The organism is Planococcus sp. TJ-302 (assembly GCF_058268455.1).
Window position 1 is genome coordinate 170,811 of sequence record NZ_JBZDOI010000003.1, and the last position, 17,933, is coordinate 188,743.

General features: G+C 46.7%; 18 protein-coding genes. 13 read left to right on the forward strand and 5 right to left on the reverse strand.

Going from position 1 to position 17,933, the window contains the following annotated elements; translation table 11 throughout:
* Positions 1-85 precede the first annotated feature (85 nt).
* The 4 genes from AC4EHB_RS13710 (at position 86) to AC4EHB_RS13725 (ending at position 5,921) form a co-directional block, all read left to right on the forward strand.
* On the forward strand, positions 86-1,252 hold the full coding sequence (locus AC4EHB_RS13710) for an exonuclease SbcCD subunit D (RefSeq protein ID WP_490981853.1): 1,167 nt from the start codon (positions 86-88) through the stop codon (positions 1,250-1,252).
* A complete protein-coding gene (locus AC4EHB_RS13715; protein WP_490981854.1) occupies positions 1,249-4,341 on the forward strand; it encodes an AAA family ATPase in 3,093 nt (1,030 codons plus the stop codon). Before AC4EHB_RS13710 ends, AC4EHB_RS13715 begins: the two co-directional genes overlap by 4 nt.
* 36 nt (positions 4,342-4,377) lie before the next feature.
* On the forward strand, positions 4,378-4,581 hold the full coding sequence (locus tag AC4EHB_RS13720; protein WP_490976190.1) for a hypothetical protein: 204 nt from the start codon (positions 4,378-4,380) through the stop codon (positions 4,579-4,581).
* A 71-nt stretch (positions 4,582-4,652) separates the two neighbouring features.
* A complete protein-coding gene (locus AC4EHB_RS13725) occupies positions 4,653-5,921 on the forward strand; it encodes an acetyl-CoA hydrolase/transferase family protein (protein WP_490976189.1) in 1,269 nt (422 codons plus the stop codon).
* 80 nt (positions 5,922-6,001) lie between these two features.
* Here AC4EHB_RS13725 and AC4EHB_RS13730 read toward each other — a convergent pair whose 3' ends face one another.
* Together AC4EHB_RS13730 and trhA are read right to left on the reverse strand one after the other, a co-directional pair.
* The gene (locus tag AC4EHB_RS13730) at positions 6,002-6,781 is read right to left on the reverse strand and encodes a 2-keto-4-pentenoate hydratase (RefSeq protein ID WP_490981855.1); all 780 of its coding nucleotides are present in this window, start codon (positions 6,779-6,781) and stop codon (positions 6,002-6,004) included.
* A gap of 122 nt (positions 6,782-6,903) precedes the next feature.
* Complete coding sequence (gene trhA, locus AC4EHB_RS13735; RefSeq protein ID WP_490981856.1) at positions 6,904-7,551, reverse strand: PAQR family membrane homeostasis protein TrhA; 648 nt, start codon at positions 7,549-7,551, stop codon at positions 6,904-6,906.
* Between the two features lie 139 nt (positions 7,552-7,690).
* Here trhA and AC4EHB_RS13740 point away from each other — a divergent pair, with 139 nt between their 5' ends.
* Complete coding sequence (locus AC4EHB_RS13740) at positions 7,691-8,266, forward strand: DUF1836 domain-containing protein (RefSeq protein WP_490981857.1); 576 nt, start codon at positions 7,691-7,693, stop codon at positions 8,264-8,266.
* Positions 8,263-8,709: a YaiI/YqxD family protein gene (locus AC4EHB_RS13745; RefSeq protein ID WP_490981858.1), complete on the forward strand. Its 447-nt coding sequence runs from the start codon at positions 8,263-8,265 to the stop codon at positions 8,707-8,709. The genes AC4EHB_RS13740 and AC4EHB_RS13745 overlap by 4 nt, the downstream gene beginning before the upstream one ends.
* Before the next feature lie 46 nt (positions 8,710-8,755).
* Here AC4EHB_RS13745 and AC4EHB_RS13750 read toward each other — a convergent pair whose 3' ends face one another.
* Both AC4EHB_RS13750 and AC4EHB_RS13755 read right to left on the reverse strand, forming a co-directional pair.
* Positions 8,756-9,862 (reverse strand): S-layer homology domain-containing protein, encoded by a 1,107-nt coding sequence (locus tag AC4EHB_RS13750; RefSeq protein WP_490976184.1) that lies wholly within the window; start codon positions 9,860-9,862, stop codon positions 8,756-8,758.
* Positions 9,863-9,988: 126 nt separating this feature from the next.
* A complete protein-coding gene (locus tag AC4EHB_RS13755) occupies positions 9,989-10,849 on the reverse strand; it encodes a glycerophosphodiester phosphodiesterase family protein (RefSeq protein ID WP_490976183.1) in 861 nt (286 codons plus the stop codon).
* A 169-nt stretch (positions 10,850-11,018) separates the two neighbouring features.
* On the opposite strand from AC4EHB_RS13755, the gene AC4EHB_RS13760 reads away from it, so the two are divergent.
* The 6 genes from AC4EHB_RS13760 to AC4EHB_RS13785 all read left to right on the forward strand — a co-directional run bounded on the left by AC4EHB_RS13760 (position 11,019) and on the right by AC4EHB_RS13785 (position 16,027).
* Positions 11,019-11,300 (forward strand): hypothetical protein, encoded by a 282-nt coding sequence (locus tag AC4EHB_RS13760; RefSeq protein WP_490976182.1) that lies wholly within the window; start codon positions 11,019-11,021, stop codon positions 11,298-11,300.
* A gap of 160 nt (positions 11,301-11,460) precedes the next feature.
* Positions 11,461-12,561: an AI-2E family transporter gene (locus AC4EHB_RS13765; protein ID WP_490976181.1), complete on the forward strand. Its 1,101-nt coding sequence runs from the start codon at positions 11,461-11,463 to the stop codon at positions 12,559-12,561.
* A 108-nt stretch (positions 12,562-12,669) separates the two neighbouring features.
* A complete protein-coding gene (locus AC4EHB_RS13770) occupies positions 12,670-13,455 on the forward strand; it encodes a transporter substrate-binding domain-containing protein (RefSeq protein ID WP_490976180.1) in 786 nt (261 codons plus the stop codon).
* 156 nt (positions 13,456-13,611) lie between these two features.
* Positions 13,612-14,256, forward strand: coding sequence for an amino acid ABC transporter permease (locus AC4EHB_RS13775; RefSeq protein ID WP_490976179.1), 645 nt, complete (start codon positions 13,612-13,614; stop codon positions 14,254-14,256).
* Entirely contained in the window at positions 14,253-14,981 is a 729-nt protein-coding gene (locus tag AC4EHB_RS13780; protein ID WP_490976178.1) for an amino acid ABC transporter ATP-binding protein, read from the forward strand. The genes AC4EHB_RS13775 and AC4EHB_RS13780 overlap by 4 nt, the downstream gene beginning before the upstream one ends.
* 236 nt (positions 14,982-15,217) lie before the next feature.
* A complete protein-coding gene (locus AC4EHB_RS13785) occupies positions 15,218-16,027 on the forward strand; it encodes a transporter substrate-binding domain-containing protein (protein WP_490976177.1) in 810 nt (269 codons plus the stop codon).
* A 53-nt stretch (positions 16,028-16,080) separates the two neighbouring features.
* Here AC4EHB_RS13785 and AC4EHB_RS13790 read toward each other — a convergent pair whose 3' ends face one another.
* A complete protein-coding gene (locus AC4EHB_RS13790; protein WP_490976176.1) occupies positions 16,081-16,521 on the reverse strand; it encodes a peptidylprolyl isomerase in 441 nt (146 codons plus the stop codon).
* A 420-nt stretch (positions 16,522-16,941) separates the two neighbouring features.
* Here AC4EHB_RS13790 and AC4EHB_RS13795 point away from each other — a divergent pair, with 420 nt between their 5' ends.
* Complete coding sequence (locus AC4EHB_RS13795) at positions 16,942-17,931, forward strand: NAD(P)/FAD-dependent oxidoreductase (RefSeq protein ID WP_490976175.1); 990 nt, start codon at positions 16,942-16,944, stop codon at positions 17,929-17,931.
* The last annotated feature ends 2 nt before the right edge of the window (positions 17,932-17,933 follow it).

Genomic DNA, 17,933 nt, shown 5'->3' on the forward strand with positions numbered 1-17,933 from the left:
ATAAATGCGGAGCAAACAAGCAATTTGATTTCGTGTATAATGGAACGAACATATATTCTTTTCAGAAAAAGAGAGGAGCTTGAATATGAAATTTTTCCATACCGCCGATTGGCATCTCGGCAAGCTGGTCCAAGGGGTTTACATGACAGAAGACCAGCGTTTTATCTTGGACCAGTTTATCGCTGCAGTTGAAGAACAGCGGCCGGATTGCGTCATCATCGCAGGTGATTTATACGACCGTGCCGTGCCGCCGACCGAGGCTGTCAACCTGCTCGACGAAACCCTTGCAAAAATTGTCCTTGAATTAAACACGCCGGTCTTTGCAGTTGCCGGCAACCACGACAGCCCAGGACGCCTGAATTTCGGGAGCCGAGTGTTTCGCAAAAACGGCATCCACATCGCGGGCCATGTGGCAAAAGACCATGCGCCTGCAGTGATTGCGGACGAGTTTGGGGAAGTCCACATCCACCTGCTGCCTTATGCAGATCCGTCTCAAGTTCGCTATGCACTTGAAAATCCGGGAATCCGCTCACACAACGATGCTGCAGAAGCATTGACGCTGAATATCGCACAATCGCTTGATCCGGCTGCGCGCCATATTGCGGTTGGCCACGCCTTCGTGACGCCGCATGGCGAACAGCAGGAAAACACCAGCGATTCTGAACGGCCGTTGTCGATCGGCGGAGCGGAGCATGTGGAAGCACGCCACTTCGCGGCATTCCATTACACCGCACTCGGCCATCTGCACCAAGCACATCATGTGCTGAATGAAACAATACGCTACGCGGGGTCTCCGCTGAAATATTCGATTTCGGAAGAACGCCACCAAAAAGGTTTTCTCGTGGTCGACATCGATGGCGACGGAAACGTCACCACTGAAAAACAATTGCTGCTGCCGAAGCGCGATATGCGGACTGTCGAAGCCTTTATAGAAGATTTGCTGCGCCATGAGGTCAACGAAGACTATGTTTTCGTCAAGCTGCTGGATGAAACGCCGATTCTTTATCCGATGGAAAAAATCCGGTCGGTTTACCCGAATGCGATGCATGTCGAACGGAAGCTGGCTGGGGGCGCAGGATTCCAAAGCGACAACGGTTCGCGCCGGGAGATGGATCCGTTGAAATTGTTCCATGCTTTTTACGAAGAAGTGAAAGGCGAGCGAGCAGCTGAAGAGACAGAAATGATTTTTAAAGAAGTGTTGGAAGAATTTCTTCACGAAGAAGATGGCGTCAAAGCGGAGGTGAAAAAATGAAACCCTTAAAACTGAAAATGACCGCATTTGGACCTTATAAAGGGAGCGAAACGATTGATTTTGCCGATTTGAAAGGCAATCAGCTATTCGTCATTTCCGGCAGCACCGGCTCCGGCAAGACGACGATTTTCGATGCAATCAGTTTCGCGCTTTACGGTTCCGCGAGCGGTTCCGACCGTGCTGAACCACGTAATTTGCGCAGTGATTTTGCTGACGGCAACACCCACACAAGCGTGGAAATGGAGTTTGAGATACATAGAAAAACGTATCGCATCCTGCGCCAGATGAGCCATGTCAAAGCGGGCAATAAAAGCGCAACAGGCGACCGCTATGAGTTTTTTGAAATTACGGAGAACGGGGAAGTCCCATGCGTGGAGCGCCAAATCGTCTCTGAAATCGACCGCAAAGTGGAAGACCTCCTGGGCTTGACGCAAAACCAATTCAGCCAGATTGTCATGCTGCCGCAAGGGGAATTCAGGAAGCTATTGACTTCCGAGACGGACAATAAAGAAGAGATTTTGCGCAAAATTTTCAAGACCGAGCCGTATAAAATGATCAGCGAGCGATTGAAACAGAAAAAAGACGCAGCGTCAGAAGCCTACGGCGTTGAAGAGCGGATGCTCAAAAGCCATATCAGCAGCATCGCTTCAGCACTGCCGGCTCGGGAAAGCGAGTTGTTCGAGCTGATTCAGCGCGATCACATCAACATCCACCAAGTGCTGGATGGATTGGACAGCGAAACAATTCATTACAGCGAAAAAGAGCTTCGGGATGAGCAGCGCTATGGAGCGGTGTTTAGTAAGCATGGCGAAAAACAGGCTACTTATTACGAAGCGAAAAAGTGGAATGACCGGATTGGCGAGCTGGAAGAGAAAGAACGGCGTCTCGGGCAGCTGGATGGACAGCTTGCTTCTATTGAAGAACAAGAACGCGCTGTACAAAAAGCGGAGCGGGCCAGCCTGATCGAAGGGCTGGAAAATCTGTTCAAGGAGCTGCAGCAAAGCGAAGTTGAAAAAAAACGGCTATTTGCCGATGCGCAAAAAGCGGAAGAGCAGGCAGCGAATGCTTTGGCATCTGCCGAGTCAGTGTTTGCGCATGAGTTGGAGCAGGAAGACGGGCGCCATGAAGTGCGGCGGCAGCTGATGCATCTGGAGAGTTTATTGCCAGCAGTTCAGGAGCTTGCATCTAAGCAAAGAGAACTGGCGGAAATGGAAGCTGCTGCAAAAAAATCAGCAGTAGATGAGAAAAAAGCTGAAGCAGCATGGTTGGCCGAAAGAGAAGCGTGCAAAGAATTGGCAGCGGACATCGCTTTGCTCGAAACGAAGCTTGAAACGTTTGATGACAAACAGGCCGTGCTTTCCGTGCTGAATGAGCAATGCCGCGTGCTGATGGAATTAACGGCGCTCGAAAAAGCGCAGCTGCGCCACATCACTGAAAACAGCAGCAAACAGGCTGCTTACAAAGCGGCTTTAGAAGAATATAAGGCTCTTGAAGCGAGCTGGTTCGGTAATCAGGCGCAAGTGTTGGCTGCTGCACTGCATGACGGAGAAGCCTGTCCGGTATGCGGCAGCACCGAGCATCCTGCCAAAGAAAACGGCGGGCACCATGAAGAAGTGCCGAAAGTCCGTTTGGACGGAGCGAAGGCGAATCTGGATTTGGTGGACGGGCAATACCGGGACGCTCTGGCAAAAGCGAATTCCATAGAAGAGCAACTGATCGAAAAACGTCGTACAGTGACGGATCTAGGTTTGGCTGCTGAAAAAGCGCAAGAGCTGCACACAGAGCTGGAGCAAAATCGGCGTGAGTTGGATAGCGAAGTCAAAGGACTGTTTTTGGATAAGCAGCAGCTGCGGACGCTGAAAGAGCGGCTTGCGTTGAAAACCGAAAAAGCGAGTGGATTGGAAACCAGCAAAACAGAGCTTGCCCGTAAGACGCAGCTGCAGGTTTCCGCTTTCGAGACAGCCCAGGCTGTTTTTAAACAGCGCCTGCTGTCCATTCCTGAGGAAGTCCGGACCATGGCGGTATTGAGCGAAAAAATCAGGCGCATAAAAGATAAGAAAGAACAGCTGGAGCGCAGTTGGGAAAATGCGCAAAAAGGCTTGCAGCTTGGGAAAGAACGGGTCGCCGCTGCTGCTGTTGCGGTTGTGCATAGAAGCGAAGCGGCAGCGGAAGCCGTGTCTAAAAAAGAGACGGCGCTGCAGCAATACCGTGAAGCGCTGCAAAAATCCGAGTTTGAGTCTGAAGAAGCGTACCAGCAGGCGAGAATGCCGGAAGCGGCACGAGGGGAATTGCAGCGCTCGAACCAGCAATTCAGGCAGGCATTCCATACCGCAGAACAGCAGGCCAAGGAGCTGCGGGAAGAACTTTCAGGCAAGGCCAAATCGGATCTCAGCCTCTTGGAACTTGAAATTAGCCAATTGAAAGCGGAATACGAAGCGGCGTTTGGCGAATGGAACCAAAGCAAGGATTTGAAATCGGTAGCTGCCGGTTTAACGGCGAAAATCATTCAGGCTTCCGGTAAAGCGGCGGAGATGGAACAACAAATGAACCGCATCACCGACCTCCATGACATGGTCCGCGGCCAGAACAGCCTAAAAATCTCGTTTGAACGCTATTTGCAGATTGAGTATTTGGAGCAGATCATCCAATCCGCAAATGAGCGCTTGAAAAATCTGTCAAACGGCCAGTTTTATCTGATGCGCAGCAACCGGCAGGAAGCGCGCGGCAAACAAAGCGGTCTCGGCCTTGATGTCTATGATGCTTATACCGGCCAGACGCGGGACGTAAAAACTTTGTCAGGCGGCGAGAAGTTCAACGCATCGTTATGCTTGGCGCTCGGCATGGCAGACGTCATCCAGAGTTTCCAAGGCAATGTTTCGATTGACACGATGTTCATCGATGAAGGATTCGGGTCGCTTGATGAAGAATCTTTGAATAAAGCGATTGACACATTGATCGACCTCCAAAAATCGGGCCGCATCATAGGTGTCATTTCCCATGTCCAGGAACTGAAAGCGGCCATTCCAGCCATCCTGGAAGTGCATAAATCAAAAGAAGGCTTTAGCCGGACGAAATTTGTCATCAAATAAAGGCATCCATAAAAAGAACAAGAAGGGGCGAGCGATATGAAAAAATGGAGTTTGAAAACGCGGTTGATTTATTTTGGCGTTATTGCGTTGGTCAGCGCCGCTTTTTTTGCTCTGCAATTTTATGGTTATCAAAATGGAGGGCAAAGCACTTGGGAAGGGATGCTTCTCATTGTATGGGGGCTTCTGGCGGCATTCGGCATCGGCGGATTCGTTTACAGCATCGCTAGAAAGGGCCGCTAAAGTTTCATGGGCAAGGGCCGGAAGCTGTGGTAAAGTAAAAAGATATTTGTAAAAGCAGGAGTGAAAATACCATGACGAAAAAATTAAACCCCGAAGAACTGATCCGTTTGATCGAACCTGGCTCAGACATCATCGTGCCGATTGCCAACGGCGAACCGGTCCGCCTGCTCGATATTCTGGAGGACCATGCAGAAAAATTGCAAGGCGTTAAAATTCATCAGATGCTTGCTTTGCGCAGCCGCCGCTATATCAACGGTGAGTTTGAACACTTGAAGCATGTGTCGTATTTCCTGAGTGGCGCTACCCGGAAAGTGTACCAGCAAGCGAAAATGGAACTTGTACCGAATAATTTCCACGAAGTTCCGCGCATGCTGCAAAAAGTGACGAAAATGTCGATGATCATGACAGTGGCATCGCCAATGGATGAACACGGCTACTTCACGTTCGGTACGCAGGCGGATTACGTCGCTGAATTTGTCGGCAAGGTCCCGTTTGTTTTGGAAGTCAACGAACACATGCCGAGAACTTACGGGCGCAACCAAATCCACATTAGTCAAATTGCCGGTTTCATCGAACACAACGAAGCGCTTGCGGAAGAAAATACTCCTGCGGTCGGCGACAAAGATTTGCTGATTGCAGCATCTGTCATTGAAGATATCCAGAATGGCGATACGCTGCAAATTGGTATCGGATCGGTGCCGAATGCGGTCATCAGCATGCTGAAAGACCATCGCCATCTGGGGATCCATACGGAAATGCTGCCGGACGGCATCGTCGATCTCGTTAAATCCGGTGCGGTCGACGGCACGCGGAAATTTACTCATACCGGTAAAATTGTTGCCACTTTCGCTTACGGCTCTAAAAAGTTATACGATTTCATCGATGATAATCCGGTTGTGGAATTCCTGCCGGTCAGCGTTGTTAACGATCCGAGGGAAATCGCGAAAGAGAAGAACATCGTTTCCATCAATGCGACAACCGAAGTGGACCTTTTTGGCCAATGTGCATCGGAAACGGTTGGCGGCAAGTATTATTCGTCAAGCGGCGGCCAAATCGATTTTGCTCGCGGCGTGCGTTTTGCGGAAAATGGCAAAGGCTATATCTGCATGCAATCGACAGCTAAGAACAATACCATCTCCCGCATCAAACTCCAGCTGGCACCAGGCTCCGTCGTCACGACCGGGAAAAATGATGTTGATAATATCGTGACCGAACACGGCATCGCGCGCCTGCACGGCGTATCGATTTCCGAACGGGCGAAACGCCTGATCAGCATCGCGCATCCGGATTTCCGCGATGAACTCACGTTTGACGCCAAAAAGCAGGGCATCCTTATTTAAAGCAGCAAAAAACCCTTTTCCTCGGCGAGGAAAAGGGTTTTTTTATGTTGATCTTCAAACGGCCGTAACGTCCTTTCTTATCAAACAACCTCTAACGCTACTTCACCGAGACCTTCATAGCTTGCTGTATAAAAGCCTCTTTCCAATTTTTTTGGAGAGATAAAAGTTCCGGAGGACACGTACATCCCTTTTTTCAATGTATTGCCGTGCAGAGCCAACTCGTCAACGAGCCATTTCACTGCCAACGCCGGATGCCCCAGTACTGCAGTTGAGCTATTGGACGCAATTTCTTCACCATTGAGACGGAGCACGCCTTGGATATCCGCCAACCCCTCATAGGTGACAGAAGAGACCGGCGCACCAGAAACGATTTTGCCGGCGACAGCACTGTCCGCAATCACTTGGCCAAGCGTGATTTTGGGAAACCAGTCATTAAAACGTGAATCTGGCACTTCGATTCCCGGGCAGACAACGGTCTTTTGAAGGATGTCAGCGACGCTGTCGGTGGGGAACAAATCTTCTTGGGCGATGAAGATCAATTCGATTTCAATCAAAGGTGAAGACATCCCTGCCAGGTTGATAATGCCGCCTGACAATGCAGAAGACATCAACGCACCGTATAGCGGAGTGGTCGAATTGAACAGCTTTTGTGTTTCGGGGCTGGTCAAACTCACTTTATAGCCTTTTAACTCTTCACCGGCGGAATGGATTTTCTTCGCCGTCAGCGCATGCTGGATACCGTATGCCTGCTGTTTGTCCAATGCCCCTGGTATTTGCTCTTTATCAATTTGCTGCTTATGTACATAGGCTTGAAATAATTTCTCGGCAGTTTTTTCATCTGCTGCTGATAAGTCTGTCATTGTTAATGCCCCTTCCGAAACGTTTGAGTTATCATAACACTTAATTTATTATCGTGTAACCGCCTTCCGCAAATCGGTAAAAAAAGCCCATGTTCCAGTATTCGGAACATGGGAGAGAGTGATTAAAGTACATAAAAATAAACGGCAAGAAAATGGCACAAGCTGCCGGCTAAAATGAATAAGTGGAAGATTTCATGAAAGCCGAGGCGCATATGTGAAAAAATTTCCGGTTTCAGCGCATAGATGACACCACCGATTGTATAAAGGACGCCGCCCACTATCAGCAGCAGCAAGCCGACAAGCGACAATTGGCCAGCCAATGGCACGACTGCAAAAACGATGATCCAACCCATGGCGATGTAGAGGACGGTTGAAAGCCAGCGCGGGGAATGGAACCACACCATTTTAAAGAAAATGCCGCTCAAGCCGATAACCGCGACCAATGCGAATAACACGGCACCAAGCGTGCCTTCTAAAGCGATAAGGCAAAATGGCGCATACGATCCTGCGATCAAGGCGTAGATCATCGAATGGTCCAGCTTTCTCAAAAATGCGATGAATCTCGGGCTCGCCTTGACGCTATGGTAAATCGCCGATGCCGAGTAAAGGCATATCAGACTGATGCCGAAAATCAGGACTGCGGCTAAGTGTATAGGAGGAGCTTGGTTGTATGAAGCTTTAATGACCATCATCAAAAGAGCGATGAAAGATAGTACGGCTCCTGCTAAATGGGATAATGCGTTGAATGGTTCACGGATATAAGTACGCATGTAAATATGCACCTCTTCTAAAGTAGTTATTGAAACTACATATAATGATACATTGATTTATTTATGAGGTCAAGTTTGGAGAATTTGAGATGATAGGGTAAAATTACGGTATCAAATAAAGCAACGAAGGTGAATGCGGATGCAGGAAAATGGGGAATGGCTGAACAGCCTGGCTTTAGAAAAACAGGTGTTGGCCGATGATATACCGAAAATCGAATTATACATTGATCAAGTGATCCAGCTTTTTGAAGAAATTTTCGCAGATGCTAAACGGAATAGCGAAGAAAAAATCTTAACAAAAACGATGATCAACAATTATGCCAAAGGAAAAATATTTTATCCGATTCAAAATAAAAAATATTCACGTAACCATATTATGTTAATCAGCTTGATTTATCAGATGAAAAGCGTATTATCCATCAACGATGTTAAGAAAGTGTTGGATGGCGTCAATGAAAAGGCCATGCAGAATGAATGGGATGTGGAAAGCTTTTATGCCAGCTTCCTGGAGCTTCAGCAAAGCAATGTGGAAATCTTCAAAGGCATTTTTCATAAACAGTCGGAAGAAGCGGAACACCAAGCCCGAGACATGGAGGATGCGGATGAGCTTAAAGAGGTATTGCTTATCGCATCACTCGTCCATACCAGCAACCTTTACCGTCGGGCAGCAGAAAAAATGGTCGATGAATTGGCGGAGCGGAGGAAACAGAAATGACAAAAGTGCTGATTGACGCTGACGGGTGCCCAGTCGTGGATTTGACAATAGCGGCAGCAAAGAGATTCGGGCTTCCGGTTTTGTTGATTTGCGACACGGCGCACATCATGCAGCGAGAAGGAGCAGAAACGGTCACTGTTTCAAAAGGCGCAGATGCGGTGGATTTCGTTTTGGTCAATAAAGTCGACAAAGGTGATATCGTCGTGACGCAGGATTACGGCTTAGCGGCCATGGTGCTTGCAAAAAGAGGAGTGCCAATCGACCAGAACGGCCGCATTTATTCCGATGAAAATATAGACCAACTTCTCCATGGGCGCCACATAGCAAAAAAAATCCGGCAGAGCGGCGGTCGCATGAAGGGCCCTAAAAAGCGCCGGCAGGAACATAATGATAATTTTGAACACGCATTGGTCGGGCTGCTCGAAAAAAGAGCGGGAGAATAAGAAAAGCGGACACAGCTTGATGCGCTGTGTCCGCTTTTGAATTTGGCTAAATGGTCCAGCGATTATTGACGATGGCGATTAAATGCCATTCGCCGCTGCAGTCTTTGGCAAAGACCATATTGAGGTTCTGCCAATCCATGAAATCATATTGCTGGGTGCCTGGGTAATAGAACTCGACGATGGTCGCCCCTGGGAAACGTTCATGGATCTGTTCCATCGTCATCGGCTGTTTGGTGATGCCGTAGCGTTCTTTTGCGGTGTAGGCGGCATCCATCAAATACTCATCGTAATATTGGGCCGGTGTCAATTCAATCGGAAAACCGCTTCCATCCTGATAACCCCATAAATACTCTTCCTTATCTTCCATGAAATTCGCGACTTCGGCTTTCGTGAAGGATATACCGCTGTCGTCACCCATGCAGCCGCCGCTATAAGGGCAGAAAACGATTCCTTCATCTGCGCTGACATAATCAGACACGTTTTCAAAGTTCTTGGCTTTTAAATCCGCCAATATGTCATTGGCATCATTCAGCAATTCGCGCTTCTCAGGAACAAAAGACGGTTCGAAGGCGCGCGCCAGGAATGCGGCAAAGTGAACGCGGCTAATGTTTTTGGCAGGCTTGAAAGTATGATTCGGATAGCCTTCCACTACACCAGCGAATTCCAGACGTGAAATCGCGTCAAAATAATTTTTACGCGGTTTGACATCTTTAAACGTGGTGTCCGGGGCATCGGCGAATTCAAAAGCCCGATCTAGCATTACTGCCGCCTGGCCGCGCGTCACAGGCGCATCCGGTTTGAACGTTTTATCAAGAAAGCCTTTGACAATCCCTGCTTCAACACCGGAAACAATAAAGCCGGAAGCTGAATGCGAGGCACTCACGTCTTTGAACGATGTGGCTCGCTGGGTTCCGTCAAGCTTCAATGCTTGGCCGATCATTGTGATGGCTTCAGCGCGTGTGACAGGATTATTGGGCCGGAACGTTCCATCCGGATAGCCGGTGACAATCCCCATTTCGTGTAAATAGATGACTTCGAACGCAAATGGATCGGTGGCGAAAAAGTCATCGAATGTTACAACCGCTTTGGCAGGAACCGAAAAAACACTGAATGCAAGGACGACAGCCGCTGCAATAGACAGGATGTTTTTCATGAAAATCCCTCCCTTATTTAAGTGAATTATATCATTAAAACTGAAAATTTATAACATTAAAATGTATTTATTGATAATTATTTGACATTTAATAAATGCTCAATAAAAGATAGGGAAAAGCTGGAATCAGCTTTTGCCGGTCAATCGATGCTGCGCGTACGCGAGCGCTTTTTCAGGGTAATCGGTCTGGATCATATTAATGCCGCGGTCTAAAAGCCATCCCCACCCACGCTCGGGATCTATCAATGACAAGGCGTCGTTATGGCCAGCATTCTCGCCATCGTCCAATGAGTTGACCCATAGATTGGCGCGGTTTCTCATTTTTGACAGGACAGGTTCAGAAAGCACCACATCCGAATCGTGTTGAAAAAGGATTTCGATGGCCACGGGCGGAAAGCGTTCAAATAGCTCATCCAGCTGATCAAGGTTTTCGTTAGTGATGATGTGCATATAATGCACCGCTTTCTCACAAGAATGGAAAAACTCAAGGACTTCATCGACCGGCTGCCTGCTTTTAAGGAGCACATGATCGAATGCATCCGTCTGTTCAAGCGCCTCGTAAAGTTCAAAACGGTCATCCCAAGACTTGTCTGCGTTAATCATCGCTTTGCCTTTCACGAGTGACAGCACTTCATAAATGGTCGGAATTTGGCATTCCGTGAGCGCGGCATGCTTGCCCCCGGCTCCTTCTTTCAAACGCAATTGGCGGGCTTCGGTTAAAGTGAGGTCCGCAATCTTGCCGGTGCCATTTGTGGTGCGGTCGACTGTGTCGTCATGCATAATCACCACATGTCCGTCTTTTGTCTGCTGCAGATCCATTTCGATCAAATAGACATGGTGCTGGATGCAGTTGGCGAAAGCAATTAACGAATTCTCTGGCGCTTTTCCCCACATGCCGCGGTGGGCAGTCGCAAAGAAAGGGTGCTTTTTATGATAAAGAGCATAAAGAAATTGATTGTAATCGGTAAATCTTAACGACTCGCTCACGCATTTTCCCTCCTTTTTTTTATCTAAAATTAGTATACCCCCTGCTGGCTGCTAAGTACGCTCCATGTGCCCCCAAAATTTTTCTTCCGCAAAAACAGTTAAAAAGTTGTTTTCAGGGTATACAAACAAGAAGAAACGTTATTCAGCATTTTATTTGGAGGGATTTATTATGAGAAAATCAACATTGAATTCAGTTATTGGAAGCGCACTTGCGGCCGGAGCCGGCATTTTCGCTTTTAGAGCACTTCAGGAACGAAATAAATTGAATGTGCCAAAAGATATCGATATGAGAAATAGTTCAGAAGTTGATAAGCGCGAAAGTGTCATAGCCGATACAGACCCGGCTGAAAAAGGGCTTTCGCAATTGGATTCGGCTTACCGTGAAGAATGGCAGGCAAATGCTTTCCCTCAAACTCACCGTGAAATGAAAGAGTTAGAAGAAGACAAATGACAACGCAAAGAGCGAAAGCGGAAACGTAAAGCTTTCGCTCTTTTTTATGTTCTTTTTTAGGCATTCGCCGAAGCCGCAGCAATGCTATTATGGGAAAGAAAGTATATTTACCGATTCGCTGTAGTGCGGAAAAGTTGCTAGAGGGAGAGGAACAGAAAGCATGTGGATTAAGAAACCTTTTTTTGAATATGCCACTGGCACATTGCTGGTGGTCGTCATCCTTTTTTTCCTTGGAAAAATCGACTACGCTATTTGGCCATTCCAAGTGGTGCTTACCACTATTTTTGCCCCGATTCTTATCGCTGGGCTGCTGTATTACCTGATCCGCCCTTTTTTACATTTATTGATGCGTTTTATCCCTAAGATTGCAGCCATTATTACGGTATTTTCGCTATTCATTTTAATCACATCTGCAGTCTTGTATTTTTTTGGTCCAACCATCAAAGAACAAGTGGCAAGCTTGGCAGAGCTCGCACCGGAAACAGTTGAAGAAATGACGGAGGAATCCGACAACGCAGTATCCAACTTCGAATTTTTAGGCTTTACAGGGTATGAGCTGAAAAGCAACGTGCTCGGTTACGCTGAAAAGTATTCCGATAATTTAATGAAAAATGCTATGGATGTCTTGACCGTTTTGATGAATGCTGCAATCGTCCTGATTGTGGTGCCATTCATCTTATTCTTTCTATTGAAAGACGATGACAAGCTTGTGCCGCATTTGATGAAATACGTGTCAGAAGACCATAAGCCGGAAGGGCGCAAAGTTTTGCGGGATATGGATGAAACTTTGTCGAATTACATTGTGAGCCAGGCGATTGTCGCGGCGGCAGTCGGTACGCTCATGTTCATCGGTTATTTGATCATCGATTTGGATTATGCGCTGTTGCTGGCGGTTTTTGCAATGCTTCTGACGATCGTTCCGTTTCTTGGTCCGATCATTGGAGTTGTGCCGGCACTGTTTGTCGCATTAATGAGCGGCGATCCATTAATCACAGCATTCAAGGTAATCTTGGTCCTGCTTGCTGTGCAGCAAATTGAAGGAAACTTAATCACGCCTAACATCATGGGCAGCCGGCTGAACATCCATCCGCTGACCATTATTCTCTTGCTGCTTATTGCCGCGGCGCTTTATGGTTTTATCGGCATCCTCATCGCAATTCCGCTGTACGCCGTTTTGAAAACGCTCGTTCATAATTTCCGCCTGTTCAACCGTCTGCGGAGAAAGCGTGCAATCTCGCAGAAAGTAGCAGGGAACGAGTAGGGAAAAAAATAGCATTGTTTAATTTCTTTGGAAGGTTCTGATAAGAAAGACTTTATGATATACTACATCTAGTATTTTAATAAATGAGACAAAGGGGGCACCAACAACATGAAGAAGTTTAGTTTACTGCTTGTTCTTCTGGCAACGATGCTTGTTATAGCAGCTTGCGGCTCAGACGATTCATCTGAAGGCTCAGGCGGCGGGGAAGGCTCAAGTGAAGAAAAGACTTATAAAGTAGGGATCGATACAACATATCCACCTTTTGAATTTGAAGAAGGCGGAGAATACACGGGGATTGATATTGATTTGATTAAGGCCATCTCGGAAAGCCAAGGATTTGCAATCCAGTTCGAACCAATGGATTTCGGCGGCATCATCCCGGCTCTTCAAGCAAACCAATTGGATGTGGCGATTGCCGGCATGAGCATCACGGATGAGCGTAAAAAAGTAGTGGATTTCTCGGATCCATACTTTGACGCAGGATTGTCATTGGTAGTCAGCAAAGACAATAACGACATTACGTCTTTGGAAGATTTAGAAGGCAAAACGGTAGCGGTGAAGAGCGGTACGACAGGCTCTAAATTCGCTATGGACAACGAATCGAAATATGGCTACACTGTAGCTCAATTCGAAGACAGTCCATCGATGTTCCAAGAAGTTTCAAACGGCAATGCCGATGTACTTCTTGAAGATTACCCGGTTATCGCTTATGCGATTTCTGAAAGCGGTTTAGACCTTAAAACTGCCGGAGAACGTTTGACAGGCGATCAATACGGAATTGCTGTATTGAAAGGCGAAAACGCTGATTTGCTTGAAAAAATCAATACGGGTCTTAAAGAACTTCGCGACAGCGGAGAATACGATGAAATTCTTAATAAATACATCGCCGAATAAATGGGTTACATGTGGCGCGCAGCAGCGCGCTGCATTTTTTTATCCGGTTTTATTGGCGAACTGTTGCCAAGATTTGATTGGATTAGCTGGAAATCTGCAGAGGTGAATCTACTTTCTGCCGATTAAAGTTTCTCTGTATATAAAGGAGACGTGGAAATGGATACGATTAGGAATGCCATGCCGTATTTGATGGAAGGATTGCAAGTTACGCTGTATATTTTCATAATTGCAATCATTCTTGGTTTTATTATTGGATTAATCGTGGCTTTGCTTCGCTTGGCCCCGTTCAAAATCCTAAACTGGATTGCGAAGTTCTTCGTTGATGCGATACGTGGAACGCCGTTTATCGTCCAGTTATTCTTCATTTATTTTGGTCTCAATTCACTTGGCTTTTTCTCGATGGACAATACAACGGCCGGGATTGTCACAGTGGCCATCAACGCTGGTGCTTATTTCTCGGAAATTATCCGTGCCGGCATCCAGTCTATTGACAGAGGGCAGACAGAAGCAGCGCGCTCGCTTGGATTGAACGCTACTCAAAATATGCGTTACATCATCTTGCCGCAGGCTTTCCGCCGGATGCTGCCGACCATTACAAACCAGGCAATCATTTCATTGAAGGACACCTCATTGCTGTCGGTTATCGGCATCGCCGATTTGACGCAGGAAGGGCGCATTCAAGCAAGCCAGACTTTTGAAGCCTTTACGATTTACTTGACCCTTGGAGTCATTTACTTCATTGTTATTTACTTGCTCTCAATGTTGGCAAGCTTTGCAGAAAGGAAGTTTGTATTGCGATGACTATGATCAGAGTGGAAAACTTAAAAAAATCCTTCGGAAAAATTGAAGTGCTGAAAGACATGAGCACAGTGATTGAAGAAAAAGAAGTGGTCTGCGTCATCGGTCCTTCCGGCTCCGGAAAAAGTACGTTTCTCCGCTGTCTGAACCGGCTTGAAGAAATTACTGGCGGGCATGTCTATATCGAAGGAACCGATATTACCGATCCGAAAGTGGACATCAATAAAGTCCGGCAGGATGTGGGCATGGTGTTCCAGCAATTCAACTTGTTCCCGCATAAGAGCGTATTGGAAAATATTACACTCGCACCGATGAAACTGAAGAAAAACGACAAAAAAGCCATTACCGAAAAAGCATATGAGCTACTCGATAAAGTCGGTTTACGTGAAAAAGCGAATGCCTACCCGGGCGAATTGTCAGGCGGCCAAAAGCAGCGCGTTGCAATTGCCCGCGCACTTGCGATGGACCCTAAAATAATGCTTTTTGACGAACCAACATCGGCGCTTGACCCGGAAATGGTCGGCGATGTCCTCGACGTTATGAAGCAACTAGCGGTCGAAGGGATGACGATGGTCATTGTCACGCACGAAATGGGTTTTGCCCGTGAAGTGGGCGATCGCGTCATGTTCATTGACGGCGGCTATATCGTGGAAGAGAACGTGCCAGCAGAATTGTTCGGCAACCCGCAACACGAACGCACTAAAGCGTTCCTAAGCAAAGTATTGTAAAAGCATGCCCAAACATGGGCATGCTTTTTTTATTTGGGAAAGCGCAAAAAGCGTATTTTCGCTCTTATAGGGCGTATTTATCCGTAAACAGAGCGTATTTGACTGACAATAAAGCGTATAATGCATCATGCTTCACAAGTATAAATTTCCAGGTAAATTAATCAAAAAAGTGTTAATTATCAGATAAATGTGTTAAATTTAGAAGGTACATAATGGTACGATGAGAGGTGAGAAAAATGAAAAAGATCAGTTTTTTACTGCTTTTTTTTACACTGATTCTTATCGTAGGAGCGTGCGCACAGCAGAACGGAGAATCTGAAGAAGAAGGAGGAGAAGGTGAGGGAGAAAGCGGAAGTGCAGAACAAGGAGTATATACAGTAGGCATTGATACCAGTTATCCGCCTTTCGAATTTCAAGTTGGCGGGGAATACCAAGGGATTGACATCGAATTGATTAAAGCGATTGCGGAAAGCCAGGGGTTTGAAATTCAATTCCGTCCGATGGATTTTGTAGGAATCATTCCGGCAATGGAAGAAGGCACGATTGATTTGGCAATCGCAGGGATGAGCATTACGGACGAACGAAAAGAGATTCTGGATTTCTCGGAGCCTTATTTTGATGCAGGATTAACGTTGGTTACGGCTCAGGACAATAGCGAAATTGAAACATTGGAAGATTTGGATGGGAAAACCATTGCTGTTAAGAGCGGGACGACTGGGTCAAAATTTGTTGGTGAAAACCGTGAGAAGTACGGCTATCGAATTTCTTATTTTGAGGATAGTCCTTCAATGTTCCTGGAATTGGCAAACGGGAATGCAGATGCTTTTGTAGAAGATTACCCTGTGATTGCTTATGCAATTTCCAAACGGGATCTTGAACTGAAAACGGTCGGAGAACGCTTGAACGATGAAAAGTACGGCATTGCAGTCTTAAAAGGGCAAAATGGCGAACTGCTGGAACAAATTAATGAAGGCCTGCAGCAATTGAAAGATGACGGCACGTACGACGATATTGTGAATAAATATATCAAGAACTTAGAAAAGTGAAGAGCGATCAAAAAAACCCGGTTTGGATTTATATCCAAACCGGGTTTCCTGTTTTATTCTTCGTCGAAGACGTGGACTTTCGTCATTTTAGCGCCGTTTTTCATTGCTTTTGCTGTTTCAAGGCCTGAAGTCACTTGGCCAAAAACAGTATGGACTCCGTCCAAATGCGGTTGTGGTGCATGGACGATGAAGAATTGGCTTGAACCTGTATCTTTACCAGCATGTGCCATTGAAAGGCTGCCTGCTTGGTGCTTATGCGAGTTTCCTTCAGTTTCACATTTGATGTTCTTGCCGCTGCCGCCTGCGCCAGTTCCAGTAGGGTCTCCGCCTTGGGAAACGAAACCAGGAATTACGCGGTGGAAAGTTACGTCGTTATAAAAACCAGAGTTTGCAAGATCCTCGAAGTTTTTAACTGTGTTTGGTGCTTCGTTCGGGAAAAGTTCGAATTCGATTACTTCGCCATTTTCCATGTGGATATGTCCTTTTTTCGTCATTTACAACATCTCCTTTTCAATTTGTACATTCCCAAGTATATCGATTTTTCTCCTGTCTGTATAATCATATGGCTATTTCAGGGATTTCAGCATGCTGTCGTCAATAAGGAGAGATTGGCCTGTCAGGCAAGTGTATGCGGAAGAGGCGGGAAAAACTACCGCTTTTGCAAATTCCTCCGGTTCGCCGCGCTTTTCTCCACAATTTCTTCCGGCACGGCATGTTGCTTGTTTGCTGCAAGCTAATTGAGTTGTATAACGTGGCCAGAGCCGAGCGTATTATTGGCCAGTATAAGGAAAAAACAGCAGGAATGCTGGTGATAAAATCCGCATATCGCCATAATTTCAATCATTAGTCTGATTGCGTGAAATAGGGCATAATATGATAGGATATAATTATTGAGCAGATTAGGAGTGTTATACATGGCAGAACGCGAAATTTTTGATATTACGATTATCGGCGGCGGTCCGACCGGATTGTTTGCTTCCTTTTACGGCGGCATGCGCAAAATGAAAGTGAAGATCATTGATAGTTTACCTCAGCTTGGCGGGCAGCTGACAGAGCTGTATCCTGATAAATTTATCTATGATGTCGGCGGGTTTCCGAAAGTATTGGCCAAGGATCTTGTGGATAGCTTGGTGGTCCAGGCGAATTATGGCGATCCTACAATTTGTCTGGAAGAGACAGTTTCCACTGTCGAACGTCTGGAAGAAGATTATTTTGAAATCTCGACCGATAAAGATGTCCATTTTACAAAAGCAGTATTGCTGACTGCCGGAGTCGGAGCTTTCCAGCCGCGCAAGATTGGCGTGGATGGTTCAGAACCTTTTGAAGGAAAAACCCTTCATTACGGAGTCAAAGATCTGACATTGTTCAGCGGCAAGAAAGTCGTAGTTCTGGGCGGCGGCGATTCTGCGGTCGACTGGGCAATGATGCTGGAAGATGTAGCGTCACATGTTACATTAAGCCACCGACGGGAAAAGATGACTGCCCATGAAGCGAATATCGACACATTGCTCGCTTCCAAAGTGGAAGTCAAAAAACCGTATGGCGTAAAAGAATTGGTTGGCGAAAATGGCCATCTCCGTGAACTTGTCCTTGTCGACAAAGAAGGCAACGAAGAGCGCATCGAAGCTGATCATGTTATCGTCAATTACGGCAATATTACATCCCTCGGCCCAATCAAGGAATGGGGCATGGAGATGGAGAAGAACTCTGTCGTAGTAAATTCGAAAATGGAGACGAGTATTCCGGGGATTTATGCAGCCGGCGATATTGCCACGTATGAAGGTAAAGTGAAATTGATCGCAGTAGGGTTCGGAGAAGCGCCGACAGCTATCAACAACGCGAAAGCCTATCTGGATCCGAAATCGAAAATCCAGCCTCTCCACAGCACAAGCGTATTTAAATAAAA